General features: G+C 71.1%; 25 protein-coding genes and 1 pseudogene. 19 read left to right on the top strand and 7 right to left on the bottom strand.

Annotated features, from left to right (window positions below; translation table 11 throughout):
- Positions 1-256: 256 nt before the first annotated feature.
- The 5 genes from OV427_RS20065 to OV427_RS20045 all read left to right on the top strand — a co-directional run bounded on the left by OV427_RS20065 (position 257) and on the right by OV427_RS20045 (position 6,496).
- Positions 257-2,359 (top strand): lysyl oxidase family protein, encoded by a 2,103-nt coding sequence (locus OV427_RS20065; protein ID WP_267857737.1) that lies wholly within the window; start codon positions 257-259, stop codon positions 2,357-2,359.
- Between the two features lie 98 nt (positions 2,360-2,457).
- Positions 2,458-2,607 carry a hypothetical protein gene (locus tag OV427_RS20060; RefSeq protein WP_267857736.1) on the top strand — a complete coding sequence of 50 codons (150 nt, stop codon included), beginning with the start codon at positions 2,458-2,460 and terminating at the stop codon, positions 2,605-2,607.
- Between the two features lie 13 nt (positions 2,608-2,620).
- The gene (locus OV427_RS20055; protein WP_267857735.1) at positions 2,621-3,775 is read left to right on the top strand and encodes a cysteine desulfurase family protein; all 1,155 of its coding nucleotides are present in this window, start codon (positions 2,621-2,623) and stop codon (positions 3,773-3,775) included.
- Positions 3,776-4,033: 258 nt separating this feature from the next.
- Positions 4,034-5,260, top strand: a complete 1,227-nt coding sequence (locus OV427_RS20050; protein ID WP_267857734.1) for an ABC transporter permease — start codon at positions 4,034-4,036, stop codon at positions 5,258-5,260.
- Between the two features lie 15 nt (positions 5,261-5,275).
- On the top strand, positions 5,276-6,496 hold the full coding sequence (locus OV427_RS20045; protein ID WP_267857733.1) for an ABC transporter permease: 1,221 nt from the start codon (positions 5,276-5,278) through the stop codon (positions 6,494-6,496).
- A 29-nt stretch (positions 6,497-6,525) separates the two neighbouring features.
- Here OV427_RS20045 and OV427_RS20040 read toward each other — a convergent pair whose 3' ends face one another.
- The gene (locus OV427_RS20040) at positions 6,526-7,314 is read right to left on the bottom strand and encodes a hypothetical protein (protein WP_267857732.1); all 789 of its coding nucleotides are present in this window, start codon (positions 7,312-7,314) and stop codon (positions 6,526-6,528) included.
- Between the two features lie 177 nt (positions 7,315-7,491).
- Between OV427_RS20040 and OV427_RS20035 the strand changes: the two genes are divergently transcribed.
- A complete protein-coding gene (locus OV427_RS20035; protein ID WP_267857731.1) occupies positions 7,492-8,739 on the top strand; it encodes a phospholipase D-like domain-containing protein in 1,248 nt (415 codons plus the stop codon).
- Positions 8,740-8,823: 84 nt separating this feature from the next.
- Positions 8,824-9,351, top strand: a complete 528-nt coding sequence (locus tag OV427_RS20030) for a GNAT family N-acetyltransferase (RefSeq protein WP_267857730.1) — start codon at positions 8,824-8,826, stop codon at positions 9,349-9,351.
- Between the two features lie 4 nt (positions 9,352-9,355).
- Here OV427_RS20030 and OV427_RS20025 read toward each other — a convergent pair whose 3' ends face one another.
- Entirely contained in the window at positions 9,356-10,330 is a 975-nt protein-coding gene (locus tag OV427_RS20025) for a TolB family protein (protein WP_267857729.1), read from the bottom strand.
- Positions 10,331-10,432: 102 nt separating this feature from the next.
- Here OV427_RS20025 and OV427_RS20020 point away from each other — a divergent pair, with 102 nt between their 5' ends.
- Entirely contained in the window at positions 10,433-11,260 is an 828-nt protein-coding gene (locus tag OV427_RS20020; RefSeq protein WP_267857728.1) for a helix-turn-helix domain-containing protein, read from the top strand.
- A 65-nt stretch (positions 11,261-11,325) separates the two neighbouring features.
- Here OV427_RS20020 and OV427_RS20015 read toward each other — a convergent pair whose 3' ends face one another.
- On the bottom strand, positions 11,326-11,799 hold the full coding sequence (locus OV427_RS20015; RefSeq protein ID WP_267857727.1) for a hypothetical protein: 474 nt from the start codon (positions 11,797-11,799) through the stop codon (positions 11,326-11,328).
- Positions 11,796-13,457, bottom strand: a complete 1,662-nt coding sequence (locus tag OV427_RS20010) for a type VI secretion system contractile sheath small subunit (RefSeq protein ID WP_267857726.1) — start codon at positions 13,455-13,457, stop codon at positions 11,796-11,798. Before OV427_RS20010 ends, OV427_RS20015 begins: the two co-directional genes overlap by 4 nt.
- Positions 13,458-13,604: 147 nt before the next feature.
- On the opposite strand from OV427_RS20010, the gene OV427_RS20005 reads away from it, so the two are divergent.
- From OV427_RS20005 to OV427_RS19965, 9 genes and pseudogenes are all read left to right on the top strand, one after another.
- Positions 13,605-14,015: a hypothetical protein gene (locus OV427_RS20005; protein ID WP_267857725.1), complete on the top strand. Its 411-nt coding sequence runs from the start codon at positions 13,605-13,607 to the stop codon at positions 14,013-14,015.
- 170 nt (positions 14,016-14,185) lie between these two features.
- The gene (locus OV427_RS20000; RefSeq protein ID WP_267857724.1) at positions 14,186-14,686 is read left to right on the top strand and encodes a hypothetical protein; all 501 of its coding nucleotides are present in this window, start codon (positions 14,186-14,188) and stop codon (positions 14,684-14,686) included.
- Positions 14,687-14,878: 192 nt separating this feature from the next.
- Positions 14,879-16,363 carry a CoA-acylating methylmalonate-semialdehyde dehydrogenase gene (mmsA, locus tag OV427_RS19995; protein ID WP_267857723.1) on the top strand — a complete coding sequence of 495 codons (1,485 nt, stop codon included), beginning with the start codon at positions 14,879-14,881 and terminating at the stop codon, positions 16,361-16,363.
- Between the two features lie 63 nt (positions 16,364-16,426).
- Positions 16,427-17,674 carry a GTP cyclohydrolase II gene (locus OV427_RS19990; protein ID WP_267857722.1) on the top strand — a complete coding sequence of 416 codons (1,248 nt, stop codon included), beginning with the start codon at positions 16,427-16,429 and terminating at the stop codon, positions 17,672-17,674.
- Positions 17,667-18,878 carry a DUF1688 family protein gene (locus OV427_RS19985; RefSeq protein ID WP_267857721.1) on the top strand — a complete coding sequence of 404 codons (1,212 nt, stop codon included), beginning with the start codon at positions 17,667-17,669 and terminating at the stop codon, positions 18,876-18,878. The genes OV427_RS19990 and OV427_RS19985 overlap by 8 nt, the downstream gene beginning before the upstream one ends.
- A gap of 26 nt (positions 18,879-18,904) precedes the next feature.
- Positions 18,905-19,540: a uracil phosphoribosyltransferase gene (gene upp, locus OV427_RS19980; RefSeq protein ID WP_267857720.1), complete on the top strand. Its 636-nt coding sequence runs from the start codon at positions 18,905-18,907 to the stop codon at positions 19,538-19,540.
- Positions 19,541-19,650: 110 nt separating this feature from the next.
- The gene (locus OV427_RS19975) at positions 19,651-20,181 is read left to right on the top strand and encodes an MXAN_0125 family MYXO-CTERM protein (protein ID WP_267857719.1); all 531 of its coding nucleotides are present in this window, start codon (positions 19,651-19,653) and stop codon (positions 20,179-20,181) included.
- Between the two features lie 91 nt (positions 20,182-20,272).
- Positions 20,273-20,443, top strand: a pseudogene (locus tag OV427_RS19970) (uracil phosphoribosyltransferase); the annotation flags it as partial.
- A 110-nt stretch (positions 20,444-20,553) separates the two neighbouring features.
- Positions 20,554-21,084 (top strand): MXAN_0125 family MYXO-CTERM protein, encoded by a 531-nt coding sequence (locus tag OV427_RS19965; protein WP_267857718.1) that lies wholly within the window; start codon positions 20,554-20,556, stop codon positions 21,082-21,084.
- Between the two features lie 3 nt (positions 21,085-21,087).
- Here the strand turns inward: OV427_RS19965 and OV427_RS19960 are convergent, their stop codons facing one another.
- On the bottom strand, positions 21,088-22,467 hold the full coding sequence (locus tag OV427_RS19960; protein WP_267857717.1) for an RluA family pseudouridine synthase: 1,380 nt from the start codon (positions 22,465-22,467) through the stop codon (positions 21,088-21,090).
- 113 nt (positions 22,468-22,580) lie between these two features.
- Between OV427_RS19960 and OV427_RS19955 the strand changes: the two genes are divergently transcribed.
- Positions 22,581-23,435 carry a hypothetical protein gene (locus tag OV427_RS19955; protein ID WP_267857716.1) on the top strand — a complete coding sequence of 285 codons (855 nt, stop codon included), beginning with the start codon at positions 22,581-22,583 and terminating at the stop codon, positions 23,433-23,435.
- A complete protein-coding gene (locus OV427_RS19950) occupies positions 23,428-24,495 on the top strand; it encodes a site-2 protease family protein (RefSeq protein WP_267857715.1) in 1,068 nt (355 codons plus the stop codon). Before OV427_RS19955 ends, OV427_RS19950 begins: the two co-directional genes overlap by 8 nt.
- A gap of 21 nt (positions 24,496-24,516) precedes the next feature.
- On the opposite strand, the gene OV427_RS19945 is transcribed toward OV427_RS19950, so the two are convergent.
- Together OV427_RS19945 and OV427_RS19940 are read right to left on the bottom strand one after the other, a co-directional pair.
- Positions 24,517-25,335 carry an Imm49 family immunity protein gene (locus OV427_RS19945; RefSeq protein ID WP_267857714.1) on the bottom strand — a complete coding sequence of 273 codons (819 nt, stop codon included), beginning with the start codon at positions 25,333-25,335 and terminating at the stop codon, positions 24,517-24,519.
- A 25-nt stretch (positions 25,336-25,360) separates the two neighbouring features.
- On the bottom strand, positions 25,361-25,942 hold the full coding sequence (locus OV427_RS19940) for an imm11 family protein (RefSeq protein ID WP_267857713.1): 582 nt from the start codon (positions 25,940-25,942) through the stop codon (positions 25,361-25,363).
- Position 25,943 lies beyond the last annotated feature (1 nt).

The raw sequence follows: 25,943 nt of genomic DNA, 5'->3' as shown, positions 1-25,943 counted from the left end.
GCAGGCTGCTCGTCTGCCTCTCCAGTCGTGGGGAGCGAGCCGCCCGGTCCTTCACCGTCGCAACCCCCTCGTGGATTTTCCGTACACGGGCGGCGGTGACGGACGTCGCACGAGAGGGGCTCGCGGCGCTCGATGCCCTTCATGCCGCAAACATCTGGAAGGCACGGCCCCGAGTGCGCGTAACTTGCCGCACGCGTCGCGCAGCACGGCCGGGCCTCGTGCGACGTTCTCCACGTGACACACGAGGACCGCTTCCATGCGACCTTTTCGAGCACTCATCCTCTCTACGCTCCTGGCGGCGACGCTCACCGCCTGCCCGGACGACCCCGACCCCACCCCCGATGCCGGAACCGATGCCGGCATCCCCGATGACGCCGGAGCGCCGGATGCCGGTGAGCCGGATGCCGGCGAGCCGGACGCCGGCGAGCCGGACGCCGGAGCGCCGGATGCCGGCGAGCCCGACGCCGGTGAGCCCGACGCCGGGCCCGGGGATGCGGGCCCGGTGCTCTCCGATGTCCCCCGGTGGGAAGTGAAGTTCGACCCCGGGTACACGGCGGGCTGCTTCGGCCGCTCCGTGGCGCTGGGGGACCTGAATGGCGATGGCCAGAAGGACCTGGTGGTCGCCGCGCCGCCGTGCCTCACCACCACGAGAGACCCGGGCCGCGTGTCCATCTTCGCGGGCGAAGCGCCGTACTTCACGAAGCAGCCCCTCACCACGGTGATGAACTGGCGCAACGCCAGCGCGGCCACCCGGGGCAACCAGATGGTGGTGTCCACCGGCAACGTGGACGGAGACGCATACGCGGACGTGCTCGTCGCCGGTCAGTACGGCGCGCTCGTCTTCAAGGGCCGCGCGGACCTGTCGCAGGTATTCGCGGAGCCGCTGTTCGTGGTGCCGGGCGGGGGCGTCTACAACAACGCAGTGCTCGCGGACGTCAACGGGGATGGGCTCGATGACGTGGTCAGTCTGCGGCAGACCCTGGTGTCCGTGTTCCGCGCCACGCCCGGCGCGGAGACGGGGCCCTTCACGCTGCAGACCCGCACGAACAACCTCTTCTCCACCAGCGTGCGGCGGGTGGGGGACCTCACCGGCGACGGCGCGGCGGACGTCATCCTCATCAGCGGGGACACCTACGGCCTCTTCCGCGGGTGCAAGGCGGACAGCGCGTACCCGTGTGATGGCTCGCTCTCGACGGGGCCCACCTGGAGCGTGGTGTCCCGCACCATGTCCCTCCTCTCCGACATGAACGGCGACGGGAAGCCGGAGCGCTTCCAGAGCCCGGGCGGTGGCTCGATGAACCTCCACCTGTCGGATGCGCAGGCGCAGGGAGGCTATGCGGCCACGCCCATCTGGTCGGCGATGGCGGACCCGGTCTTCTCGCTGCTCGGCTCGACCGCGGCCACCGTGTCGGTGGGGGACCTGGACGGAGACGGCCATCGCAACGACTTCGTGATGGGCGCGGACGGCCGGCTCTACTTCTTCTCCCCGGCACAGGCGGTCTCCGCCGAGCTGAAGCCCGTCTGGGCCTGGCCTCGCGCGGACAGCCTGCCCTCCGGGTACGAGGGCTTCCACCGCTTCGCCGTGCTGGCGCCGGGCGACCTGGACGGCAATGGCTTCGATGACCTGGTGGTGGGCGCGGCCCCGCCGGCCGGCCTCGTCTCGGGCCCCGCCGGACGCGTGGCCATCTACGGCGGGGGCTCGGTGCCCGCCACGCCCACGGCCCCGCCGCACCTGCCCGCGGTGTCGGCGTGCAACCTCCAGCTGGACCCGGAGAACGGCAAGCCGGACCTCACCGTGGACGCGGACGTGCTGGCGCGCTCGCTGTACGTGGAGCGTCGCACCTTCGCCGCGGACGCGTGCGAGGTGCTGGAGGGCTGCGTGGCAGCCGGCGGTGAGCGGCGCCTGCTGCGCTTCAGCACCTCCATCGTCAACCTGGGCAGCGCAATCGCCAGCGTGCCCAACGTGGACGAGCGGCCGGACCTCTACGTCTTCGACGAGTGCCACGGGCACGACCACCTGACGAACTTCGCCGGGTACGCGCTGCGCGACGCGCAAGGGCACGACGTCGTCCAGGGCCGCAAGCAGGGCTTCTACCTGGTGGACTACCACCGCCAGTGCTCGGACGCCGCGCCCTTCCTCCTCGCCGCCGAGCGGATGAGCATCTCCCCCGGCTGGTCGGACATCTACCTCGCGGACATCCCCTGCCAGTGGATTGACATCACCGACCTCACCGACGGCGCGTACACGTTCCGCGTGGGCGTGGACGAGCAGGACATCATCGAGGAGGGCACCGCCCACTCCAACGAGGCGAAGCTGAACGTCCGCATCCAGGGGGACTCCGTCTCCGTGCTCCCCTGAGCCGCGGAGAGCCGAAGCCTGTCCGGTGGACCGGAGCGTCCGTCCTGCTCCGGTCCCCAGCACTTCACCGCACGCAGTCCCACACGAGAGGAGCGGCCATGCCGTCATCACACCGAGCACTGGCCGCCGTGTCCCTGCTGTTCGCGCGGGTGGACGGGTCGGACCTCCTCGAGGAGGAAAGCGTTCATCCCAACGAAGTGTTCGTCCACATGTCGCTGGAGGGCGACACGGCCACCGTCCTTCCGTAATCCTGCGGGGCGTATGAGCCCTCCCGAGCGCCCGCTGTACCTGGACCACAATGCCACCACCCCCGTCGACGCGGAGGTGGTGGACGCGATGCTGCCGTACCTGCGCGAGGAGTTCGGCAATCCCTCCAGCGGGCACCCCTACGGCCGTAGGGCCCGCGCCGCGCTGGAGGAGGCCCGCGCGAAGGTGGCGGCCCTCATCGGCGCGAAGCCCGGGGACATCCTCTTCACCTCGGGTGGCACCGAGGCCAACAACCTCGCCATCCGCGGCACCACCGAGGCCCGCGCGGAGCGGCGGCACGTCCTTACCTCCGTGATTGAGCACCCCGCTACGAAGCTGCCCTGCGACACGCTGGAGTGGCGGGGCTGGCGCGTGACGTGGCTGCCGGTGGACGCGGACGGGCGCGTGCGCGTGGAGGACGCGGCGCGCGCCCTGGACGCGGCGGGCGCGGACACCGCGCTGGTGACGCTGATGCACGCCAACAACGAGACGGGCGTCCTCCAGCCGGTGGCCGAAGTGGCGGCACGGGCCCACCGCCACGGCGCCACCGTGCACACGGATGCGGCGCAGTCGGTGGGCAAGGTGCCGGTGGACGTGGAGGCGCTCGGCGTGGACCTGCTCACGCTGGTGGGCCACAAGCTGCGCGCCCCCAAGGGCGTGGGCGCGCTGTACGTGCGGCCGGGCACACCGCTGCGGCCCTTCGTGCTCGGCGGCGGGCAGGAGCGGGGCCTGCGGCCGGGGACGGAGAACGTGCCCTACGCCGTGGCCCTGGGCGCCGCGTGTGAGTTGGCCCGCGTGAGGCTGGCGCGGGGCACCGCGGCCCAGGTGGCGCTGCGCGAGCGACTGTGGGAACGGTTGCGCGCGGAGGTGCCAGGGCTGGCGCTGAACGGCCATCCCACCGAGCGGTTGCCCAACACCCTCAACGTGCGCTTCCCGGGAGTGCGGGGCACCGACGTGCTGGCGGCGGCGCCGGAGGTGGCGGCGTCCACCGGCTCGGCCTGCCATGAGGGCGGCGAGTCCGCCTCACCGGTGCTGCGCGCCATGGGCCTCCCCGAGCCCGAGGCCCTGGGCGCGGTGCGCCTGTCCCTGGGGCCCGACACCACCGGCGAGCAGGTGGACCGGGCGGCGGCGGCGCTGGTGGCCGCGTGGCGGAAGGTGGCCGGGCGCTGAGTCCTGGTGCATTCCGGGGGCCCGACTTCTCCGGAGATCCCGTGGGCCGGGTGACGGCCGCGTGGCGGAGGGTGGCCGGACGCCGGGGCCCGGGGTGTCCTACCCTGGGAATCCTCCTCTGCGTGAAGCGGATCCGGACCCCGGGCATTTGCCCTGGGGAATGCCGCATGCAATCACCCGTTGGCTGGCGCGTAGCCAGGGTGCCCGCCGGGAGTGTGTGCTCGGGGCGCAACGGAGTACCGGCGGAGAGGGTTACACGTGAGCTTCCGGGTCGATGTGTGGGAGGGCGGGCGGATTGCCCTGTTCTCGCTCCGTTCCAATCGCCTGCGGACGGTGCTGACGACGGTGGGCATTGGCGTGGGCGTGTGCACGTTGCTGGCCATCGTCGGCATCATCCAGGGCATCAACCGCTCCTTCGACGACCAGCTCTCCCAGATTGGCGCCAACACGCTGCAGATCTCCAAGTTCCCGTGGACGATGGGCGGCAACTGGTGGGAGTACCGCAACCGCAAGGACCTGTCCGCGGACCTGGTGGGCCCCATCGTCGCCGCGTCCGAGCACGTGCTGGCCGCCGCGCCCATCTACTTCGACCGCGTGGAGGGCCGCTTCCTGGACCGGAAGATGGCCTCGGTGACGATTGTCGGCACCACGCCGGACTACTCCACCGTGTCCTCTTTCGTCGTGGACAGCGGGCGCTTCCTCACCGACGCGGACCTGGACCAGCGCTCCTCGGTGGCCGTCATCGGCGCGGAAGTCGTCCGCTCGCTCTTCCCCAGCATCAACCCCATCGGCCACCGCATCCTCCTGGAGGGCAAGCCCTACCGCGTGGTGGGGACGCTGGAGGCCAAGGGCACCATCCTCGGAGAGAACCAGGACCTGGTGGTGATGGTGCCCTACCGCACCTTCCTCTCTCACTTCGGCAAGCGGCAGTCGCCCAACATCGCGGTGGCGGTGGACTCGCCGGACCACGTGCTCGACGTGCAGGACGCGATTACCCCTGTGCTGCGCCGCGAGCGCAACACGCCCCCCGAGCTGGGGGACGACTTCGCCATCAACCGGCCGGAGCAGCTGGCCAACATGTACAAGCAGCTCACCGGCGCGCTCTACGGCGCGGCCACGGGCGTGGGCTTCATCACGCTGCTGGTGGGCGGCATCGGCATCATGAACATCATGCTGGTGTCGGTGCGCGAGCGGACGCGGGAGATTGGCGTGCGGCGGGCGCTGGGCGCGCGCAAACGCACCATCATCCTCCAGTTCCTGATGGAGGCCTCGAGCGTGTCCGCGCTGGGCGGCACCATCGGCACGCTGGCGGGGCTGGGGCTGGCGTACACGGTGTCGATGATTACGCCGCTGGCTGCGGCGGTGCAGCCGCTCACCGTCGTCTTCGGCGTGGGCTTCGCGGCCACGGTGGGGTTGCTGTTCGGCATCTGGCCGGCGGCGCGGGCGGCGAACCTGGACCCGGTGGAAGCGCTCCGCCACGAGTGACGGGAGAGGGCGGCGATGAACGCAATCTGGGACACCCTGCGGCTGGCTTTCGGGACGTTCGTCTCGAATCCGCTGCGCTCCTTCCTGACGCTGCTGGGCATCGTCATCGGCGCCACCACGGTGGTGGCGATGATGGGGCTCATCGAGGGCCTGCGGAACCAGGTGAACGAGAGCCTGTCCGAGCTGGGCACCAACTGCTTCCAGGTGCAGCGGCTGCCCTTCGGCGGTCAGCTCACTCCGGCGCAGCTGGCGCGGCGGCCGCGGTTCACCGACGCGGACCTGGAGGCCATCCGTGAGCTGCCGTCGGTGCTGACGGCGGCGGGGGAGGACTCGAAGGGCGGGTTCAAGGTGTCCACGTCGCTGCGCGAGTCGCGGGCCAACGTGAGCGTCTGGGCGGGCACGCCGGAGTACTTCCAGACGAACTCGGTGTCCATCCACGCGGGACGGGCCTTCACGGACACGGAGTTCCTCGACCAGCGGCGCGTGGTGGTGATTGGCCAGGACCTGGCGGACACGCTGTTTCCCGGCCTGGAGCCGCTGGGGCAGACCCTTCGCATGCAGGGGCGCAGCTTCCTGGTGATTGGGACGCTCAAACGCAAGGGCGGCTTCCTGGGCGGAGGCAGCCAGGACAACAACGTGATGATGCCGCTGACGGTGTTCCGTCAGTTGTTCGGCGTGCGGGACTTCCGGGTGAGCATCCAGGCGAACTCGGCGGAGGTGGTGCAGCGCGCGCAGGACGAGGTGACGCTGTTGATGCGGCGGCGCCACGCGCTGAAGCCGATGGAGGAGGACGACTTCTTCGTGTTCTCCAACGAGAGCGCCACGGAGATGTTCAACAACATCTCGCAGGTCATCTCGGTGGCGAGCTTCGGCGTGTGCCTGCTGTCGCTGCTGGTGGGCGGCATCGGCATCCTGAACATCATGCTGGTGGCCGTGACGGAGCGGACGCGGGAGATTGGCATCCGCAAGGCGCTGGGCGCGAAGAAGCGGCGCATCCTCGCGCAGTTCGCCACCGAGGCGGTGGTGCTGTCGCTGACGGGCGGCGTGCTCGGCGTGGGGATGGGCGTGGGGCTCGCGCAGCTGGCGAGGTGGGTGATTCGGCTGCCCACGGAGGTGCCCTTCTGGGCGGTGGCGCTGTCGCTCGCGATGAGCTGCGGCGTGGGACTGGCCTTCGGCATCTACCCCGCCGCGCGCGCGGCGAAGCTGGACCCCGTGGAGGCCATGCGGACGGAGTAGGGCACCGGCCGTGGACGCGTACCGGACGACTACGGACGCGGGCCACCGCCGGCCCACTGGTAGCCCAGCGTCGCTCCCGCGCCGATGAAGCCCAGCCCGATGAGCTGACGCTCGGTCTTCAGTCGGGCGCTCGGCCCGGCCAGCTTCAGCAGCACGCCGTGCGCTGCCACGCCCAGCAGCGCCCCCACCGCCGCGCCTCCCAGCGCACCGAGGTACGCGTCGCCGCGGTCCCTGCTTCCACCGAAGGCCAATTCGCCCAAGCCCCACGTGCCCAGCGCGGCCAGCGGCGGCGTCAGCACGAGCCCCGCGCCGAACGCCGTCACCTCCAACTCCGTCCAGCGCCCACCGCCCGGCGTGGCGGGCCGGAAGAAGAGGAGGTGGGCCGGCACGGAGCCCAGGAGCATGCCCGCCGCTGTCTCCGATGCGGTGGCGGTCAGCCGCGTGTCTCCACCCACGCGGGTCGCGGCCCAGATGCCTCCGAGCGGCAGCAGCGTCAGTCCCCCGTGCGCCACCCAGGCCCCGGTGGAGAGCGGCACGTCCTCCCCGTTCGACTGCACGGGCACGCCGCTCATTCCGGGCAGCCGCGTGCCGTCCTGGCCAGAAGACGGAGACGCCGCGAGCGGCGGTGCAGCCGCGGGTGTCGAGGTGTCGCCCGCCGTGTCCGTGTCCGGCTCCGGCGCCGCGGTGGAGTCCGATGCGGAAGCCTCCTGCGAGAGCCCCAGGGCCTTCGCGTTCCGCCGCAGCGGTGCGTCGGAGGCCGCGTGGGCCAGGGGTGCCAGCAGGCACCCGAGCAACATCAGGGACACGGAAGAAGACATGGGCACACAGGGGCCACACGTCCTCCGGTCCGGAGCACGGTGGGGGACAACGGTGCGCACGCCCCGCGCGGGCTTCCACCCCCCCACGTCCAGATGTTGTCGGCCGGACGCTGTCCTCCGACCGGTGCGTGATGGAGGGCAGGTGCGCTCGTGCACCCGCGGCATTAGCTTCCGGCGGTGAAGCTGGCCTGGCTCGTGCTCGGCGCGTTGTTCGTCACCGGGTGCTCGTACCCCAACCACCGTCATGACCTGCGCCTGCGCGCGCTGCCGGAGGGCGACCCCGAGGCCCGCTCGCTCGCCTTCTATCAGTCGCTCGGCGTGGCGCTGGAGCCGGGCCACCGCGTGGACCTGGTGGAGAACGGCCACATCTTCGACGCCATCGAGCGGGAGATTCGCGCCGCCCGCACCAGCATCAACATCGCCAGCTACATCTGGCGCCCGGGGGTGCCGTCGGACCGGCTGTTGCGCGCCATCCAGGAGCGCCAGCCCGGCGTCGCCTGCCGCGTGCTCGTGGACCCGCTGGGCAGCGTCAACTTCGAGTCCGTGGGGCTCACGCTCGCGAAGGCCGGCTGCGAGGTGCGCACCTTCCGGCCCATCCAGGGGTCCATCTCCTCGTTCGACCCGAACCGCATCAAGATGCGCATGCACCGCAAGCTGGTGGTGCGCGACGGCGAGGTGGGGCTCACCGGCGGCTGGGGCATCTGGAAGAGCTGGCTCGGGGACGCGGACGGGCCGGACTCGTGGAGGGACCTCGCCGTGCGCGTGGAGGGCCCCGCCGCGCGCGAGATGCAGGTGGCCTTCGCGCAGAACTGGCAGGAGGCGGGCGGAGACTTCCTCCCGGCCAGCGACTTCCCCGCGCCGCTGTATGTGGGCGAGGCCCGCGCGGGCTTCGTCGCCAGCACCAACAACCGTTTCATGTCCAACGCGCGGCGGATGACGCTGCTCACCATCGCCTCGGCTCGGCGGCGGCTGTGGATTGCGAACTCGTACTTCATCCCCTCCGAGGCCATCAGCGACATGCTCATCGAGAAGGTGAAGCAGGGCGTGGACGTGCGGGTGCTGGTGCCCGGGCGGCACCATGACATCGACCCGGTGCACGCGGCGCAGCGGTCCTCGTATGCGCGGCTGCTCGAAGGGGGCGTGCGCATCTGGGAGTACGAGCTGTCGATGATGCACTCCAAGACGATGCTCGTGGACGACTCGCTGTCCGTCGTCGGCTCCACCAACCTGGACCCGCTGGCGCTGGGCAGCTCGGAGGAGTGCTCGGTGGTGGTGGACGACGCGGGGTTGGCGGCCGGGCTCGCCGCGGCGTTCGAGAAGGACCTGGGCCACTCCCACGAAATCCACTGGAGCGGGTGGAAGCGGCGCGGGGTGCTCCAGAAGCTGGTGGACCAGCTCCCCTGGTTCATCAGCGACTATCTCTGAGTCAGGGTGGCATGCCGCGGCGCGGCGGTGGAGCCCCGTTTCCGCATGCGGCGGCGGAAGAAGGAGCGTGTTAGAGCCCGGGGCATGGAGACCCAGAACGTGGCGGAGCGGGCCCTCATTCGCGAGGCACGGGCCGAGGATGACCCGGCGGTCGGTGACCTGCTGGTGGAGGCCTTCATCACGCAGTACGCGAAGAAGCTGCCGGACGTCGTCTACACGGAGGAGCGCAAGCGCGAGCTGCGGGACGTGGCCTCGCGCCGGAAGGTGGCCTCGGTGCTGGTGGCGGAGGTGGACGGGGAGATTGCCGGGACGGTGGCCCTGTTCCCCCCGGGCGCGCCGGGCTCGGAGGCGTGGCTGCCGAACGCGGCGGACCTGCGCGGCCTGGCCACCGCCGTGCGCTACCACGGCACCGGGCTGGCCCGGCCGCTGCTCGACGCGGCCGAGGACCTGGCGCGCAAGTGGGGAATGGACGCGATATGCCTCCACGTCCGCAAGGGCGCGGACGGCGTCGCGCGCATGTACATGAAGCGCGGCTACGTGCGCGAGCCGTCGGGTGACATGGACCTGCCCTCCGTGTTCCTCACGGCATACGCGCTTCGACTCAAGGCGTGACGCATCACAGGCCGAGCGCGCTCATGGGCACGCGGTAGATGTCACCCGTGCCCTTGCCGATGCCCACGAGCGCGGCGTCGTTCCTCGGGTGGTCGAACCTCGCGCCCAGGTCCACGTCACCGGCATGCGGCCGGTTGCTGCTGAAGTAGAGCCACTTCCCGTCCGGGGAGACGCTCTGGTTGAAGTCCCTGTCGGGTGAGTTGATGCCGCCACCGAGCAGCCGGGCCTTCTCCCATCCACCTCCCGGAAGTCTCTGACTGACGTACAGGTCATAGCTACCGACGCCATCCGCGCGACGGAGCGCGCTGAAGAGGAGGTAGCGCTCATCCGGGGCAATCCACGGTTCGACCTCGGCCGCGCGGGTGTTGATGGCGTCTCCGAGGTTCTCCGGAGGTTGATACACGCCGTCCACGAGGCGGGAGACCCACAAGTCACTGTCACCGTGTGTTCCCGGGCGCTCGGCGCCGAAGTACAGGTTCCCATTGGCGGCCACGGCGGGGGACCACTCGTCGGTGTTCGCGTCGTTCACCGGCGAGGGGAGGCGGGTGGCCTCGCCCCACTCGTCGTCCGCCTGGAGCGAGGCGACCCAGAGGTCGTGCGTCGCGCGCGCGGCCGTCTCCCCCGGGTGGGGACGGTTGGAGATGAAGAACACGCTCCTGCCATCGGGAGCGATGTGCGGATCCGCGTTGCTCCACTCGGTCGCGAAGCGGGGCTTCACGGGCGTGGACCAGTGCCCGTCTTCACCGAGCCGCGTCTCGAAGATTTCGTATTGCTCGAACTGCTCGTCCGCGCGGCAGAAGAGCACGCGCTTCTGGTCTGGAGAGAAGGCGAGGAAGAAGTCCCACGCGCCGGTGGTGAAGAGGCCGGCCCCGTAGATTTCGGGGGCATGCGTTTCGCGTGGAGTCCGGCTGGAGGATGCGTGGCAGCCGACGAGCAGGGCGCTCAGCACCAGCGAGGTGAGCAGAGGGTGTTGGGGCATGGGTTGTAAGCCTCCTGAGGCGCGTTGCAGTAGCATCCGGATGTGGCGCGAAACTTGGGGAATGTTGCGGCGGTGCCGGTCCTTCCCGTCAGGCCGTGCGGGATGCATCTGCTCGCGGAGGACGAGACGTTCAGTGCGTGGGATTGCGTCTGCCACAAGGGCGCGCGCAGCACCGTCTCCGAGGGTGAGCATCCCCGCGTCCACATCAGCGTCACCCTTGCCGGCGTCTTCCATGCCCGGTCGAGCCGGGGCGAGGTGCTGTCGAGCCCGGGCTCGCTGCTGCTCGGGAATGCCACCGACGGGTACGCGTATCGGCATGTCGATGACGGCGGGGACCGCTCCGTCGTCTTCGACTACGCGGAGTCGTTCCTCGACGAGGTGGGCGGCTCGCTCGGCGTCCGGCTTCGCGACACGCGGGCCTTCGGACGCGCCAGCATTCCGGCCTCCGCGGCCTCCGCGGATGCGGTGGTCCTCGCGCACCGGGCCCTGTGCACCGGCGAGCCGGAGGTGGTGCGCGAGGCCGCGCTCACGGTGGCAGCCGTCGCGTTGACGGAGGACCGGGGCGGCGCCTATTCCGTGACGGCGCCGACCTCAGCGCAGGAGCGCCGGGTCGCGAAGACGCTGCGGTATGTCGAGGCGCACAGCGCGGATGATTGCTCTCTCGACACGCTGGCCGCGCACGCGGGGCTGAGCCGCTTCCACTTCCTGCGCGTCTTCCAGGCGATGACGGGGCAGACGCCGCGTCAGTTCGTCATCGCCACCCGGTTGCGGATGGCGGCGACCTCCCTTCGCGCGACACGCACGCCCATCACCGAGGTCGCGCTGGAGGCGGGCTTCGGGGACCTGTCGCACTTCACGACGAGCTTCGCGCGGGCCTTCGGTGTCTCGCCGCGCGCGTACCGGAAGCGGCACGGGCGCGGAGGGGACTGACCGGGAGGATGCTGGTTGCACCTGCCATGCCTGCTGCGCGCCGCCGGGCCCGTCCACGTCCCAGGTCAGCTTCGCAGGCCGACGAGGCGCTCGGCTTCCTCGCGGAGCGCGGCCGTCGCCTCGGCGACCGTGCCCGCCGTCCCGTCGCGCGCGAGCATCCAGTCGTCCTGGAGCTGGCACCACGGATGGTGTCCCTCCCGGACGTCATGGCGCGACAAGGCGTACAGCTCGTCGACGAACGCATCGGGCGTGATGCGGCCCGCGAGGAACCCGCGAGCGAGCGGTCGCGCCATCATGCGGACCATGGAGGAGCGGTCCGGCATGGGCAGCCCGAGCTCCCGGAGCATGCGCTGGATGAGGCTCTCCAGCTCCCAGGCGTTCGTCTCGCCGGAGAGCCCCGCCAGCATGCGCAGTGCCGGCGAGTCGAGCCCTGCCTCCATCGCGCGGACCGCCGCGTCGGACAGGTCGGCACTGCTCGCGCCGCCGACGAAGTACGTCGCGAGCAGGTCCACCACGGGCTCGGGAAGGGAGTCGGTCATCCGCGCAGCGGCAACACGAAGGCGAGCTGGAACCGCGTGCCGGCGTGCTCAGGCCGGACGGTGGCGCTGACCTGGACGCCCCGGCCGTTGTCGGTGTTGACGAGCTCGGCGCGGACCTGGCCGTTCTCGGTGGCGCCCCGGAAGAGGAAGACCTCCGCGGCCTGGGCGAAGATGGCGGAGACCTCGTCGTTGCCGGAGCCGGGAGGGAGCTGATCTCTCACCCAGGTGGCGAAGCGGACGATGCGGCCGGTGAGCAGCTGCGCGGGCAGCGGCACCGCGTAGCCGCCGCCGTACACCGTGGGCGCGGCGGCCAGCAGCACCGCGTCCGCGTTGCGCCCGCTGCCCAGGCCGAGGATGCCCCGCTCCTCCAGACGCCCCTGCGCGCGGATGGGGAGGAACAGCTCGGTGGGGATGCCCAGGCCCTTGTCGCGGCCGGAGGGCAGCTCCCACGTCGTCGGTGCGCGCAGGCCGCCGGCCTGGCCCATGATGCGCGCGAAGGCGGTGGTGTCGCGGAAGCTGGCCGCGAGCATCGCCGCCAGGGCGAGCGCGGGGCTGGTGAAGCTCGTGCGCCGCGCGGCGCCACGTCCCTCGCTGTTCACCACCGCGCGGTTGAGGACGGCGCACAGCCAGCGCGAGGACTCGTCCTGGCGCAGCTCCGTCCACGCCTCGGGGACCTGCTCCCGCTCCTCCTCCAGCGCCACGGGCAGCTCTTCCGGAGCCACGCCCAGGAGGGCCGGGGACACCGCTGCCACCACGGGCACCTGCAAGCGCTCGCCGAGCGCCGCGAGCCGGCCGAGCAGGCCGACGTCACTCGTCGCGTCCACGACGAAGACGGCGTCGGGGCGGTCGAACGGCTCGCCCGCGAGCGCGCCCTGGAGCGACTCCAGCAGCGCGGGCGGCGCCACGTCGAGCACCTCCACGGCGAGGCCGGAGGACTTGGGGCACTGGTCCAGCAGCCACTTCAGGCCGCGCCAAGCGGACTCGAGGCGGGCGACGGGCTCGGCGGCGAGGATGTCGCGGGCCGTGGCGAGCAGGGCCTCCTCGATGATGTCCCTCGCCGTCTTGCGTGACGGGGAGGCCGCGGTCGACGCGGAGGCCGCGGAGGCCGGGGCGCGGGGGTTGATGGCGCGCAGGAAGGCGTCCACGGCGCGGGACGCGGCGGCGGGCGAGGCCGGGTCGGCGCGGTTGAGGAAGGCGTCTACCAGCTCATCGCCGCCCGTCTCCGGGGGCGGCGGGACGGTGGGGAGGGGGAGCACGGCGGCGCGGAGGGCCTCGGCGACGGCGTCGGGGAGGCGGCCGGGGCCGGTGATGGTGGCGACGCGGGAGGCGGCCTCCTCGGCGGTGATGGGGCGGAGCGGGTCGGAGTTGGAGAGGTCCGAGTGGAGGGCCTGGAGGGCGCGCAATTCGGGGACGGTGGTGATGAGGTCGGCGCGGCCGAAGGCGCGGAGCTTGTCGAAGGTCAGCTCGACGGTGCGGGTGTCACCGGAGCCGAGGCGGTCGGGCACGGTGACGCGCAGGCCGGTGGCGACGCGTGCGAGCTCGGTACCGAAGGACTCGGGGGTGATGTGGAAGCGCCGGCCGGAGGGAGCGGGGGAGAAGGCTCCCGCCACCAGCCACCGCACGCGCGCACCTTCTGCACTGCTTCCGCTCTGACTCATGGACCGCTCCCACCCTGTGTCGTGAAGGGCACCTACGTTACCGCGCCTCGGGGCGGTTGTCGGAAGGGGTTGCACATGTGCCGGGTGTGAAGCAGCGCCCACGGGGGGCGTGCACCCACCCCGCGCCGCGATTACCCTCCAGGCGCCATGTCCATCCGCAAGGACTACATCGAGCGGCTCATCGAGGAGTTCGCCGCCGCGCTCGCCCGCATCCTCAAGGCCCGCCGGGAGCAGAAGTTCGCGGACGCGCAGCGGCTCATCCAGGACACGGCCCTGTCCACGCTCGGCATGGAATACGCCGCCCTGCTGCTCGCGGACCCCGCGTCCACCGCGCGGCTGCTCGGCAGTCCCGCGCGCGTGAAGGTCCTCGCCCGCCTGGTGGCCGAGGACGGAGCGCTCCTCCAACAGCAGGGCGACACCGCCACCGCCTCCGCCCGCCTCCAGTACGCGCTCGCGCTGTACGACGAGGCCCGCAACCACGGCCTCCCTCCCGACGCGGAGGACACCGCTGCCCTTGCCCTCCTCCGTGCGGCCCTGGAGCCTGTCGCTCGCGGCTGACCTCCGGACAGCTGCCCTCCCGATGCGGATATTGAATGCATCATCGAGGGGGAGTGCACATGGAGGAGACACGGACTCGTCATCAACCGGGCGGCGCATCGACCGTCGACCCCGGAGCTCGTGGTCCGCGCGAGAAGGCAACGCGGGCTCGCCGTCATGCCCTGGCGGGCGTGGCCGCCCTGCTCTTCGCCTGGAGTACCACCGGGTGCGGTGGAGGCCCCCTCATCATCCGTTCGGGAGGCGTGGTGGATGACGCGGACTACACCATCCAGCAAATCAGCGTCCTCCCGCCGCCCCCGCAGCCCGGCGCGGGGGATGTGACGGTTCGCATCGTCTACGAGCTGCACCGCGCGGGCGGCAACGTCGCGCCCGCCGTCCAGTTGTTCGACGATGACGGCAGCGCCAACCCGGCTGACGTGCTGGACCAGCGTCAGTTCGTGGAGAGCGCCAACGGGCGCTCGCCGGGTCTTTACGATGGCACCCTCACCTTCACCCTGACGTGTGACGCCGACAACAAGGTGGTGGGACGTCTGGACGGCACCGGCGAAGGGCACAACCCGGCGATTGGCCCCATCAACCCGGCGGACATCCGGGCGGCGGTGCAACGGCCTGGAAATGCGAGCCACCCCACCCTGCGCTCGAATGAAGTCGAGCTGTGGTGTGAGTCCTGAAGAGGCCGGGACCTGATCTCCAGCCTTAAAAATGACGCTCTGCATTGGTCCGCTATCCGGCACTCCGCTTGCCTGGATACCGGACTGTCAACCGATTCACGAATGACCCGTACCGCCCCCAGGTTGCCGGTCTCTCCTCGCTCGCGGCTATGATGGGGCGCTCCTCGATCACGCTCCGCCTGGGGGGTGCGCGTGTCCTTCATCCAGCTTCCTGAGAGCGTAGTTCCTTGTCGCAACCTGGTGGGAGGTGAATGGCAGTCCCCGGTGGGCGCCACCCTTCTCGACGTACGCAGCCCGTACACGGGCACGGTCATCGGCCGTGTCCCGCTGACGCCCGCCGCCGGAGTCGCCCACGCCGTGGAGGCCGCGAAGCCCGCGGCCGCCCTCTGGCGCAATACCGCGCTGCGTGAGCGCACCCAGCTCCTGCACCGCTTCCGCGCCCTGCTCGAGCGGGATTTGGACCGGCTCGCCAACCTCGCCGCGAGCGAGGCCGGCAAGACGGTGGCCGAAGGCCGCGCCGGGCTCCTCAAGGGCATGGAGGTCTGCGACTTCGCGCTGTCCCTCCAGAACCTGGACACCGGCGGCCACATGGAGGTCAGCCGCGGCGTCACCTGTGAGCTGCGCCGCGAGCCGCTCGGCGTCGTCGCCGGCATCACCCCGTTCAACTTCCCGGCGATGGTGCCGATGTGGATGTTCCCCATCGCCGTCACGCTGGGCAACGCCTTCATCCTCAAGCCGTCCGAGAAGGTGCCCCTCACCGCGTGCGCGCTCGGCGAGCTGATGTGCGAGGCGGGCTATCCGCCCGGCGTCTTCTCCGTCGTCCACGGTGGGAAGGAAGCCGTGGACGCGCTGGTGGCGCACCCGGACGTGGCGGCCATCGGCTTCGTGGGCTCGTCCGCCGTCGCGCGGCACCTGTACGCGGAGGGCTGCAAGCGCGGCAAGCGCGTGCTCGCCCTGGGCAGCGCCAAGAATCACGTCATCGTCGTCCCCGACGCGGACCCGGCCCTCACCCCGCAGGCCGTGGTGGACTCCTTCACCGGTTGTGCGGGCCAGCGCTGCATGGCCGCCAGCGTGCTGCTCGCCGTCGGTGACGTGGAGCCGCTCCTGAAGGAAATCACCCGCCGCGCCGCGAGCCTCCAGATGGGGCCCGGCATGGGCGCCCTCATCGACCGGGGTGCGGTGGACCGGCTGGAGACCGCCATCGCCCGCGCGGAGGCGGAGGGCGCGAAGGTGGTGCTCGACGGGCGCGGCAAGCGGCCCGCGGGCGAGGTGTGGACCGGCGGCAACTGGCTGGGGCCCACGCTGCTGGACGGCGTGCGTCCGGAGATGGAGGCCGCCAAGCGCGAGCTGTTCGGCCCGGTGCTCTCCATCATCCGCGTGCCCACGCTGTCCGCGGCGCTCGAAATCGAGAACGCGTCGCCATACGGAAACGCGGCGTCCATCTTCACCACCAACGGCGCGGTGGCGCAGGCGGTGGTGGAGGGCGTGCGCGCCGGCATGGTGGGCGTCAACGTGGGCGTCCCCGTCCCGCGCGAGCCCTTCTCCTTCGGCGGCACCGGTGACTCGCGCTTCGGACACGGCGACATCACCGGCCCGTCCAGCCTCGACTTCTGGACGGCACTGAAGAAGGTCACCCGCAAGTGGTCGGCTCGCACCGACGGCTCGTGGATGAGCTGATCCGCTTCCCGCTTCAACTCCTCGCGCTCGAACGACTCCCGCGCCCGCAAGGAGGGCGCTCCCATGGCAGACAAGAAGCCCGTCAATCACATCCGTCTCACCTCGCACCCGGACGGCGAGAGCGTCGCCCTGCGCTGGGGCGACGCCGAGCCGCTGCGCCGCGGCCCCGTGGTGGCCACGCTCACCGAGCCCGCGCACCGCAACGTCATTGGCACGCACGCTGGTGCGTATGCCGTCTACCGCGCGCTCGCCGTGGCCGCGGGCCAGCTGCCCCAGGACCACAAGGCGGACCTGAAGAACACCTCGCCCGCCGCGCAGGTGGGGCCGTACCCCTCGTGGAGCAACCCCGAGCGCATCGTCTCGCTGGACCCGTGGGGCGCGGTGGCGCCGCAGGTGTTCCGCGCCTACTCGGAGCAGGACATCGACTTCCGGCCCACCATCGCCGTCACCAAGGCCCACATCAACCTGCCCGAGCTGCGCGACGCGATTGTGGCCGGGCGGCTGAAGCCGGACGGTGACCTGCTCACGGCCAACGGCGACATCAAGGTGACGAAGGCCGCGGTGGACCCGGTGTGGCACCTGCCGGGAATCGCCAAGCGCTTCGGGCTGACGGAGAGCGCGCTGCGCCGCGGCCTCTTCGAGCAGACGGGCGGCATGTTCCCGGAGCTGATTACGCGCCCGGACCTGCACGTCTTCCTGCCGCCCATCGGCGGGCTCACGCTGTATGTCTTTGGCGAAATCGCCTCGCTGGCGGACAAGAACATCCCGCTGGCGGTGCGCGTGCACGACGAGTGTAACGGCTCGGACGTGTTCGGCAGCGACATCTGCACGTGCCGGCCGTACCTGGCGCACGGGATTGAAGAGTGCGTGCGCTCCGCGCAGAACGGCGGCGCGGGCCTCATCGTCTACCTGCGCAAGGAGGGCCGCGCGCTGGGCGAGGTGACGAAGTTCCTCGTGTACAACGCGCGCAAGCGGCAGGAGGGCGGCGACTCGGCGGCCACCTACTTCCAGCGCACCGAGTGCGTGGCCGGCGTGCAGGACATGCGCTTCCAGGAGCTGATGCCGGACGTGCTGCACTGGCTGGGCATCACCCGCATCCACCGCTTCGTGTCGATGAGCGACATGAAGCACGACGCGATTACCCGCTCGGGCATCGAAATCCTGGAGCGCGTGCCGATTCCGGAGGAGCTCATCCCCGCCGACGCGAAGGTGGAGATGGAGGCCAAGAAGGCGGCGGGCTACTTCACCAAGGGGCCCGTGGCGGACCCGGCGTCGCTGGCCCAGGTGAAGGGACGGGGGCTCGATGTCTGAGAGCGAGCTGGCAAGGGCGCACGTCTCACCCGCCGTGGCCTGGCTGCGCACGCCGGCCGCCATCCGAGAGCGCTGCCACCAGTTGCTGGACCTGGGCCTCGCCGGCCGGCTGCCACACTTCCGCGTGGAGCCCTCGCGGCTGCCGGTGGTGGTGGACACCGTGCTGAACGTGACGCGCGAGCTGTACCCGAACCTGGACATTCCCCTGCACAGCCGCTGGGGCCACTTCGACGCGGGCGGCGTGGCGCGCGTGAAGGAACTGGAAGAGCGGCTGAAGGACGCGACGCCGCAGGAGCGGGCGCGGGCGAAGCTGGACCTGGTGGTGGTGAGCGTGCTGCTGGACGCGGGCAGCGGGCCGAAGTGGCGCTACCGCGAGCGGGGCGGCGGCACGTGGGCCCGCTCGGAGGGCCTGGCCGTCGCGAGCTTCCGCATGTTCATGGACGGGCTCTTCTCGTCGGACCCGGACCGGCCGCTGCGCGCGGACGCGGAGGCGCTGGGGCGGATGACGCGCGAGGGGCTCGCGCAGGGCATGCAGGTGACGGAGTCCAACCCGCTGGACGGGCTGGAGGGGCGGCTGCACCTCCTGCACGGGCTGGCGAAGGTGCTGCCCCGGCCGGGGGCGCTGCTGGACATCGTCACCGCGCAGCGGCGCAGCGTGCGGGCCGCGGAGCTCTTGGGGCTGGTACTGGAGGTGCTGGGCCCCATCTGGCCGGGCCGCGTCATGGTGGACGCGGTGAACCTGGGCGACGTGTGGCCGCACTCGGCGCTGGGGCCGGTGGAGAGCGTGGACGCGCTGGTGCCCTTCCACAAGCTGTCGCAGTGGCTGACGTACTCGCTGGTGGAGCCGCTGGCGGAGGCCGGCGTGCAGGTGACGGAGCTGGATGGCCTCACCGGCCTGCCCGAGTACCGCAACGGCGGCCTCTTCGTGGACCTGGGCGTGCTGGTGCCGCGCGACGTGAAAATCACCACGGTGGCGCTGCACCCCGGTGACGAGCCGATTGTGGAGTGGCGCGCGCTGACGGTGGCGCTGTTGGACCGGGTGGCGGCGCTGGTGCGCGGCCGGCTGGGGATGAACGCGGAGGAGCTGCCGCTGGGGAAGGTGCTGCAAGGGGGGACATGGACGGCGGGGCGGCGGGTGGCGGCGGAAAAGCGGCCCGGTGGTGTGCCGCCGATTCGCGTGGACAGTGACGGCACGGTTTTCTGAGAACGGCTGAACCGACGGAGGATGCAATGCAATTCCCGAACTGCACCGTGGTGGACCATCCGCTGGTGAAGCACAAGCTGACGCTGATGCGTCGGGCGGAGACGAGCACTGCCTCCTTTCGGGCACTGCTCCAGGAAATCTCGCTGCTGCTGGCGTACGAGGCCTTCCGCGACTTGAAGCTGCGCGAGGAGGAAATCCAGACGCCGATGGCGAAGATGATGGCGCCGGTGCTGGACGGGAAGAAGCTGGTGCTGGTGGCGATTCTGCGCGCGGGGCAGGGCATCCTCGACGGCATGTTGCAGTTGGTGCCGTCCGCGCGCGTGGGGCACATCGGCCTGTACCGGGACCCGGAGACGCTGGCGGCGGTGGAGTACTACTACCGGGTGCCGGGGCAGCTCGCGGACCGCGACGTGGTGGTGTGCGACCCGATGCTGGCCACGGGCAACTCGGCGGTGGCGGCGCTGCAGCGGCTGAAGAAGAACAAGCCCGGCTCGGTGCGCTTCGTGTGCCTGCTGGCGAGCCCCGAGGGCCTGGCGAACCTGCGCGAGCACCACCCGGACGTGCACGTGTACACGGCCGCCATCGACGAGAAGCTCGATGAGCACGGGTACATCATTCCCGGCCTGGGCGACGCGGGCGACCGGCTGTTCGGGACGAAGTAGACGCGCGGGGACTTCCGCTCCTGGTGGCGCAGGCCCTTGGTCTCGGCGGGGCGCTGAGGCAGGATGCGCCTTCCGCGAGGGCCGGCGCGCCAGGAGCAGGGAGTCTGTGCATGCGTTGGATGCGTCTTCGAGCCCGCGGGTTGGCGGCGGGGCTCGGGTTGGTGGCAGCGCTGGGATTCGCGGGAGCGGCGGGGGCGGAGAGCCCCCTGTGTGAATGCACCGTCCAGAACCAGCGCGTGGAGCCCGCTGATTCATGCCTCATCGTGGACATGGGTGACTACTGCGGCGGAAGCATCGTGCGGAACACCTGCGGCGTGCCCGTGCTGCTGGTGGACTGGCCGCTCAGGGGAGGCCCGTGCGTCAGCCCGACGTGCACCGCGGAGCTCCCGCCCGGGCAGGAAGCGCGCTTCAACTTCTACAGCAATGTCATCCAGGGCGAGCACAGCACCCCCAAGGCGACCTACCGGGTGGAGATTGGCGACGGAGCGGAACAGTCCCTCTCCGTCTCCGCGGACGTCAATTGCAGGTCCCTTTCGTTCGACGAGAGGCAGCCGGGCTGTGCCACCGCTCCCGGCACGCTGGCGGCGCTGGGCGTGCTGCTGCTGACGGTGCCCGTGGCACGGTGGCGCCGGCGGCAGTGACGCTCAGAATGGCGGGCGGCTCTCGAAGGTGAGTCGCTCGCCGGTCCGCGGGTGCGTGAAGGTCAGCGCTTCCGCGTGGAGCATCAGCCGCTCGGTGCGCTTCGTGTGCCTGCTGGCGAGCCCCGAGGGCCTGGCGAACCTGCGCGAGCATCACCCGGACGTGCACGTGTACACGGCCGCCATCGACGAGAAGCTCGATGAGCACGGGTACATCATTCCCGGCCTGGGCGACGCGGGCGACCGGCTGTTCGGGACGAAGTAGACGCGCGGGGACTCCCGCTCCTGGTGGCGCAGTCTCTTGGTCTCGGCGGGGCGCTGAGGCAGGATGCGCCTTCCGCGAGGGCCGGCGCGCCAGGAGCAGGGAGTCTGTGCATGCGTTGGATGCGTCTTCGGGCCCGCGGGTTGGCGGCGGGGCTCGGCTTGGTGGCGGCACTGGGATTCGCGGGAGCGGCGACGGCGGAGAGCGAGCCGTGTAACTGCACCGTCGAGAACCAGCATGTGGAGCCCGCCGGCTCATGCCTCATCGTGGACACGAGGGCGTACTGCGGCGAGAGCATCGTGCGGAACACCTGCGGCGTGCCCGTGCGGCTGGTGGACTGGCCACTCAAGGACGCACTGTGCAATAGCCCGAAGTGCACTGCGGAGCTCCCGCCCTGGCAGGAGGCGCTCTTCCACTTCTACAGCACGGTCAACCGGGACGTGAACGGCACCTCCGAGGCCACCTACCGGGTCAAGATTGGCGACGGAGCGGAACAGGACTTCACCGTCTCCGCGGATGTCACGTGCGAGTCCTTCTGGAGCGAAGAGAAACCGGAGGGCTGTGCCGCCGCTCCCGGCGCACTGGCGGCCCTCGGCGTGCTGCTGCTGACGGTGCCCGTGGCACGGTGGCGCCGGCGGCAGTGATGCTCAGAATGGCGGGCGGCTCTCGAAGGTGAGTCGCTCGCCGGTCCGCGGGTGCGTGAAGGTCAGCGACTCCGCGTGGAGCAGCAGTCGCGTGTCCTCACGGCCGTACAGTGCGTCCCCGACGATGGGCGCGCCGAGCCCGAGCGGATGCGCGGTGTGGACCTGGAGCTGGTGCGCGAGCCGGGTGCGGGACAGGAGGGTGACGCGCGTCCGCGTCCCGGTTCGCTCCGTCACGCGCCACTCGGAGACCGCGCGCTTGCCGTGGACCGCGTCCACGCGGTGGCCATCCATGGTCGTCCGGAGCGGAAGCTCGATGCTGCCGTGGTCGCCGGCTACGGACCCGTCGAGCCAGGCGACGTGGCGGAGGTCCGCCTCCCGGCGCGCGAACTGACGGCGGAGTGCTGCCTGGGTCTCTTCGTCCTTGGCGAGCAGGAGCAGGCCCGAGGCCTCGGCCTCGAGCGCGAACACGACCGAGAGCTTCGAGGGACTCCGCTGCTGGAAGCGGGCGAGGACGGAGTCCCGCTGCTTCGCATGCCGGCCGGGCGAGGACGGAAGCCCGTGCGGCTTGTCCACGACGAGCAGCCACGCGTCCTCGAACACGAGCCGTGGCTCCTCCAGCGGTACGGGGCCGGTGCTCCCCGGTGGCGCCGGGTCCACGTCCAGCCCTTCGAGCATGTACGGCAGCACCCGACCGCACTTGGACTGGCAGGCCGGGTAGTACCCACCCGCGAGCCACCTGCCCGTCACCGGTGGCGCGCCCCACCAGAACTCCGCGAGCGCCAGGGGGCGCAGGCGGTGCTGATACGCCCACGCGAAGAGCTTGGGCGCGGCGCAGTCACCCGCGCCGCCGGGCGGTGCCTCGGGCTCGAACAGGGCCGTGAGGGATTGGCGCTCGCCGCGCGCGTTCGGGAGCACGTAGCTGTCGGTGAGCTGCCGCCAGAGCTGGCGCGAGCGCTCGGCGCGCAGGTGCTCGACCTCGTCGCGGCCTTTCGGGTCCGCATGGCGCAGCTCCAGCGCGCGCAGCTCCTCCTGACCCGTGGGCCAGAACGTGTCGCGTGCGATGGGGTCGAACAGCGGCGGTGCGAAGCCCTCGACGTGCCAGCGTCCCCCGAGCATGCCGGAAAACGCGCGGAGGTAGCCGATGCGGCCGTCGTCCGAAGCGACGACCAGCACCCCGAACATCTTCCCGCCCCCGGGCGCGTCGAGGCCGGCGTCCTTCGCGACGTCCCTACGGCGCAGGAGCGACTGGAGCTCCTCGGCGGCGCGGCGCGCGAGCGGATGCGGAGGGCTCGGGTCGAACGGGCTCGCGAGTCGCGACGGCAGCTCGGCCGGTGATGGCGGAGGCTCGAAGTACGTCACGGCTGGCGGGGGCACTTCGCTCACGGTGGCTTCCGTCTACCAGCCGGGCCTCGGGCTCGGATACAGGCGGGCCGGTTTTCGTGCGCCGGGGATGATCGGCTAGTCTCGGGGCCGTCCCCTACCGCAATCCCTATCCAATGACAGACCCAGCTTCCCCGGCCGCCTCGGACGCGCCGCTCCAGTTCGAGCGCGCCGAGTTCACCGAGCCGCGCGCCGCGCCGCAGTGCAAGGCGTGCGAGCGCTCCATCACCGACACCTACTTCGAGGTGAACGGCCACCTCCTCTGCCCCTCGTGCCGGGATACCGTAGCGGCGTCGCTCACTGGCGGCTCGAAGTCGGGCCGGTTCTTCCGCGCGCTCGCCTTCGGTACGGGCGCGGCGGCGGCGGGCGCCCTGGTGTACTTCGGCGTCTCCGCGGCCACCGGCTACAACCTCGGCCTCATCGCGGTCGCCGTGGGGTGGCTGGTGGGCACCGCCGTGAACAAGGGCTCGGAGGGACGCGGGGGTACGTTCTACCAGTTGCTCGCCGTGGGCCTGACGTACCTGTCCATCTGCGCCTCGCTCGCGCCGGATGTCTATGAGGGCATGTCGGCGCCGGACACCGAGGTCGCCGCGACGCCCACGACCGCCGCGCAAGCTCCAGGTGCCACGCCGGAGGGCGCCGCCGCCGCTCCGGTCCCGGAGGCAGCCACGGGCGAGGCCGCCGCCCCGGCTCCCGAGGCCGCCGCCGCGGGTGACACCGACGGGCCCGCGGTGGAAGAGACTTCCGTCGCGGTGCGGGTCATCGTGTCGGCCATCGTCTCGCTGGCCGCGCCCTTCATCGTGGGCTTCAACAGCCCCCTCTCCCTGCTCATCTACGGCTTTGCCCTGTGGGAGGCGTGGCGCCGCAACACCCGCGCTGTGCTGAACATCGCCGGCCCCTTCCAGCTCGCTCCCGCCGCCGCGCAGGAGTCCTCGGAGGAAGGCGCCGCACGGGAGCAGTCCGTTGGCTGAAGCCCTCGCGGTCGTCACGAGCTGCCAGGGGTGTGGCACCGAGCTGGGCCCCCGGTTGCTCACCTGTCCTTCCTGTCACCGGCTGGTCCACGCGCGCGAATTGCAGCGGCTCGCCAGTGAGGCCGACGCCGCCTCCGCGCGCGGCGAGCCGGCCGTGGCGCTGGAGACCTGGCGCCGGGCGCTGGACCTGCTGCCTCCGGCCTCCAGTCAGTACGCCCAGGTGACGGCCCGGGTGGAGGCGCTGAGCAAGCAGGTGGATGCGTCCGGGCTCCGCGAGGTCAGCGCGGCGGCGACGCGGGAGCGGCAGAAGTCGGGCATGCCGAAGTGGCTCGCCGCGCTGGGGACGTTCGGCCTGCTGCTGTGGAAGTTCAAGTTCGTCCTCGTCTTCCTGCTGGGCAAGGGGAAGCTGCTGCTGCTCGGGCTGACGAAGGCGAGCACGTTCTTCTCCATGCTGCTCGCGCTGAGCGTGTACTGGGCGATGTGGGGTTGGGTGTTCGCGCTCGGGCTGATTGCATCCATCTACGTGCACGAGATGGGGCACGTGGCGGCGCTGCGCCGCTTCGGCATGCAGGCCAGCGCGCCCATGTTCATCCCGGGACTGGGCGCCTTCGTGCGCCTCAAGCAGTCGCCGGTGGATGCGCGCGAGGATGCGCGGGTGGGACTCGCGGGGCCCATCTGGGGGTTCGTCGCCGCGGCTGCGTTCTTCGTCGCCGCGCTCTTCACCGGGTGGAAGAGCCTGGGCGCGATTGCCCATGCGGCCGCGTGGCTCAACCTCTTCAACCTGCTGCCGGTGTGGACGCTCGACGGAGGCCGTGGCTTCCGGGCGCTGTCTCGGAAGCAGCGGTGGATGGCGGTGGCCGTCATCGGCGCGGCGTGGTTCCTCACGGCGGAGGGGCTGCTGGTGCTGCTGCTGCTCGGCGCCGGGTTCCAGGCCGTGGCCATGCCCGCGGCCGAGGAGGGCGACACCCGCGCCACCGTGGAGTACGGCGCCCTCGTCGCCATGCTCAGCGCGCTGGGCTGGGCGGCGCAGCAGTGGACGGGCGCGGGGCTGGCGATGTGAGAGGAAGTGGCGCGCCGAGCCTCAGGTGGACGGTGGGCCGCGCCGGGCGGGGGACAGTGAAGCCAGCTCCGCGAAGATGTCGTCGGGCCGGTCGCGCAGCGGCTTCACGCGGCCGAGCACCGGGCAGAGGCGGTAGTCGCGCTCCGCGGGCTGGAGCCCCGCGTTGGCCGCGATGCGCAGCAGTGCGAAACCCTCGATGAAGAGGCGGCTTCGCGGCTCGAATGTGGGGATGTCCGTGGAGTGGGCGCGGGCCTTCTCCTGCTCGGCGGCGTAGGAGTCGATGACGGCCTGGAGGGCCATCTCGAACGCCTCCAGCGCGCCGTCGTGGAGGGCCTGGCACACCTCGAGGCGGGGCGAGGCGGGGCCGCTCAGGGCCTTGTCGAGCTGCAGCAGGGCCACCTCGCGCTCAGAGGACGGGGCGCCCTTCATGAATTGGTGGAGGAAGAAGTGGTAGGCGAAGTCGTCCTCGTACTCGCCCTCTGGGTTCCACGTGCTGGGGGAGAGGTCGCCGATTTCGATGGCGAGCCTCATGTCCCCCGCGGCCGCCGCGCAGAAGAGGGCGTCGCCGCGGCTCCGGGCGCGGCGGAAGTTCCCGGTGCTGCCCTCGTCCCGGCTGCGGCGGAGGAAGTCCCGACGGGCCAGGGCGGACCAGCAGAGGTGCTTCTGGAAGCTCGCCTTGTCCGCGGCGACGAGCAGCGCGCAGGAGGCGGTCGCCTGGAAGTACTGCTCCACCTCTTCGTAGACCTCGCCCACCTCGGCGGCGGGATGGCCCGTGGCGATGACCGCGAGGTGCTCCTGGAGCTCCTCCATCAGGCGTTGCTGCAGGGCGTGCAGGCTCACCGGAGCACCTCCTTGAACGTGTCGCTCAGGTCTGGAACTCGTCGATGGGCGTGAAGCGGAGCCCCGTGAAGCCCTCGCCCTCCAGGGCCTTCGCCAGCTCCGGGTGGACCATGACGTAGTACTCGACGTGCCGGGGGCGGAACATCAGCAGCTCGGGGTCCAGGGCCTCTGGCTTGAGCACCATCTTGCTGCAGGAGCTCATCTTCTCCGGGTCGATGTTGTTCCACTTGTACCGGGACTTGTCCTTGTCGATGCAGTCCACGACCCGGAGCGGGTTGATGATGAAGTACTCGTCGCTGGCCAGCTTCTGCTTGTGGTCGAAGAGGGAGACGCGCAGGAACTCGACGTCACGGGGCTTGCGCGCCTCGACGAACTCCTTGAGCTTCCGGGAGACGACCAGCGACCTGCCCAGGTTGCTGAGGTTGTCCGCCAGGGCCACGTACTTCCGGTGCCGGGCAGACATGTGGAAGCACGCATCCTTCGGGAAGTCCTGGGCGCGGCTGATGCCCTTGCTGAGCTGGTATTCGTCCCGGACATGCTGGAGGCCTTCGAGGACGCAGAAGCGGTCTCCGACATCCCACTCCCAGACGACAGGCAGGGTACTCACG

It is taken from the genome of Pyxidicoccus sp. MSG2, assembly GCF_026626705.1.
Taxonomy (GTDB): Bacteria; Myxococcota; Myxococcia; order Myxococcales; family Myxococcaceae; genus Myxococcus.
The sequence above is the reverse complement of the archived record's forward strand: the minus strand, read 5'-3'. Positions and strand labels throughout refer to the sequence as shown.

What these genes read in the sequence shown, in the direction of transcription:
- OV427_RS20065 (WP_267857737.1), top strand. Translation starts at nt 257, where the DNA reads ATGCGACCTTTTCGAGCACTCATCCTCTCTACGCTCCTGGCGGCGACG.
- upp (WP_267857720.1), top strand. Translation starts at nt 18,905, where the DNA reads ATGCAATTCCCGAACTGCACCGTGGTGGACCATCCGCTGGTGAAGCAC.
- OV427_RS20040 (WP_267857732.1), bottom strand. Translation starts at nt 7,314, where the DNA reads ATGTCTTCTTCCGTGTCCCTGATGTTGCTCGGGTGCCTGCTGGCACCC.
- OV427_RS19975 (WP_267857719.1), top strand. Translation starts at nt 19,651, where the DNA reads ATGCGTTGGATGCGTCTTCGAGCCCGCGGGTTGGCGGCGGGGCTCGGG.
- OV427_RS20025 (WP_267857729.1), bottom strand. Translation starts at nt 10,330, where the DNA reads ATGCCCCAACACCCTCTGCTCACCTCGCTGGTGCTGAGCGCCCTGCTC.
- OV427_RS19990 (WP_267857722.1), top strand. Translation starts at nt 16,427, where the DNA reads ATGGCAGACAAGAAGCCCGTCAATCACATCCGTCTCACCTCGCACCCG.
- OV427_RS19955 (WP_267857716.1), top strand. Translation starts at nt 22,581, where the DNA reads ATGACAGACCCAGCTTCCCCGGCCGCCTCGGACGCGCCGCTCCAGTTC.
- OV427_RS19965 (WP_267857718.1), top strand. Translation starts at nt 20,554, where the DNA reads ATGCGTTGGATGCGTCTTCGGGCCCGCGGGTTGGCGGCGGGGCTCGGC.
- OV427_RS20020 (WP_267857728.1), top strand. Translation starts at nt 10,433, where the DNA reads ATGCATCTGCTCGCGGAGGACGAGACGTTCAGTGCGTGGGATTGCGTC.
- OV427_RS20030 (WP_267857730.1), top strand. Translation starts at nt 8,824, where the DNA reads ATGGAGACCCAGAACGTGGCGGAGCGGGCCCTCATTCGCGAGGCACGG.
- OV427_RS20015 (WP_267857727.1), bottom strand. Translation starts at nt 11,799, where the DNA reads ATGACCGACTCCCTTCCCGAGCCCGTGGTGGACCTGCTCGCGACGTAC.
- OV427_RS20060 (WP_267857736.1), top strand. Translation starts at nt 2,458, where the DNA reads ATGCCGTCATCACACCGAGCACTGGCCGCCGTGTCCCTGCTGTTCGCG.
- OV427_RS20055 (WP_267857735.1), top strand. Translation starts at nt 2,621, where the DNA reads ATGAGCCCTCCCGAGCGCCCGCTGTACCTGGACCACAATGCCACCACC.
- OV427_RS20045 (WP_267857733.1), top strand. Translation starts at nt 5,276, where the DNA reads ATGAACGCAATCTGGGACACCCTGCGGCTGGCTTTCGGGACGTTCGTC.
- OV427_RS19985 (WP_267857721.1), top strand. Translation starts at nt 17,667, where the DNA reads ATGTCTGAGAGCGAGCTGGCAAGGGCGCACGTCTCACCCGCCGTGGCC.
- OV427_RS20010 (WP_267857726.1), bottom strand. Translation starts at nt 13,457, where the DNA reads ATGAGTCAGAGCGGAAGCAGTGCAGAAGGTGCGCGCGTGCGGTGGCTG.
- OV427_RS20005 (WP_267857725.1), top strand. Translation starts at nt 13,605, where the DNA reads ATGTCCATCCGCAAGGACTACATCGAGCGGCTCATCGAGGAGTTCGCC.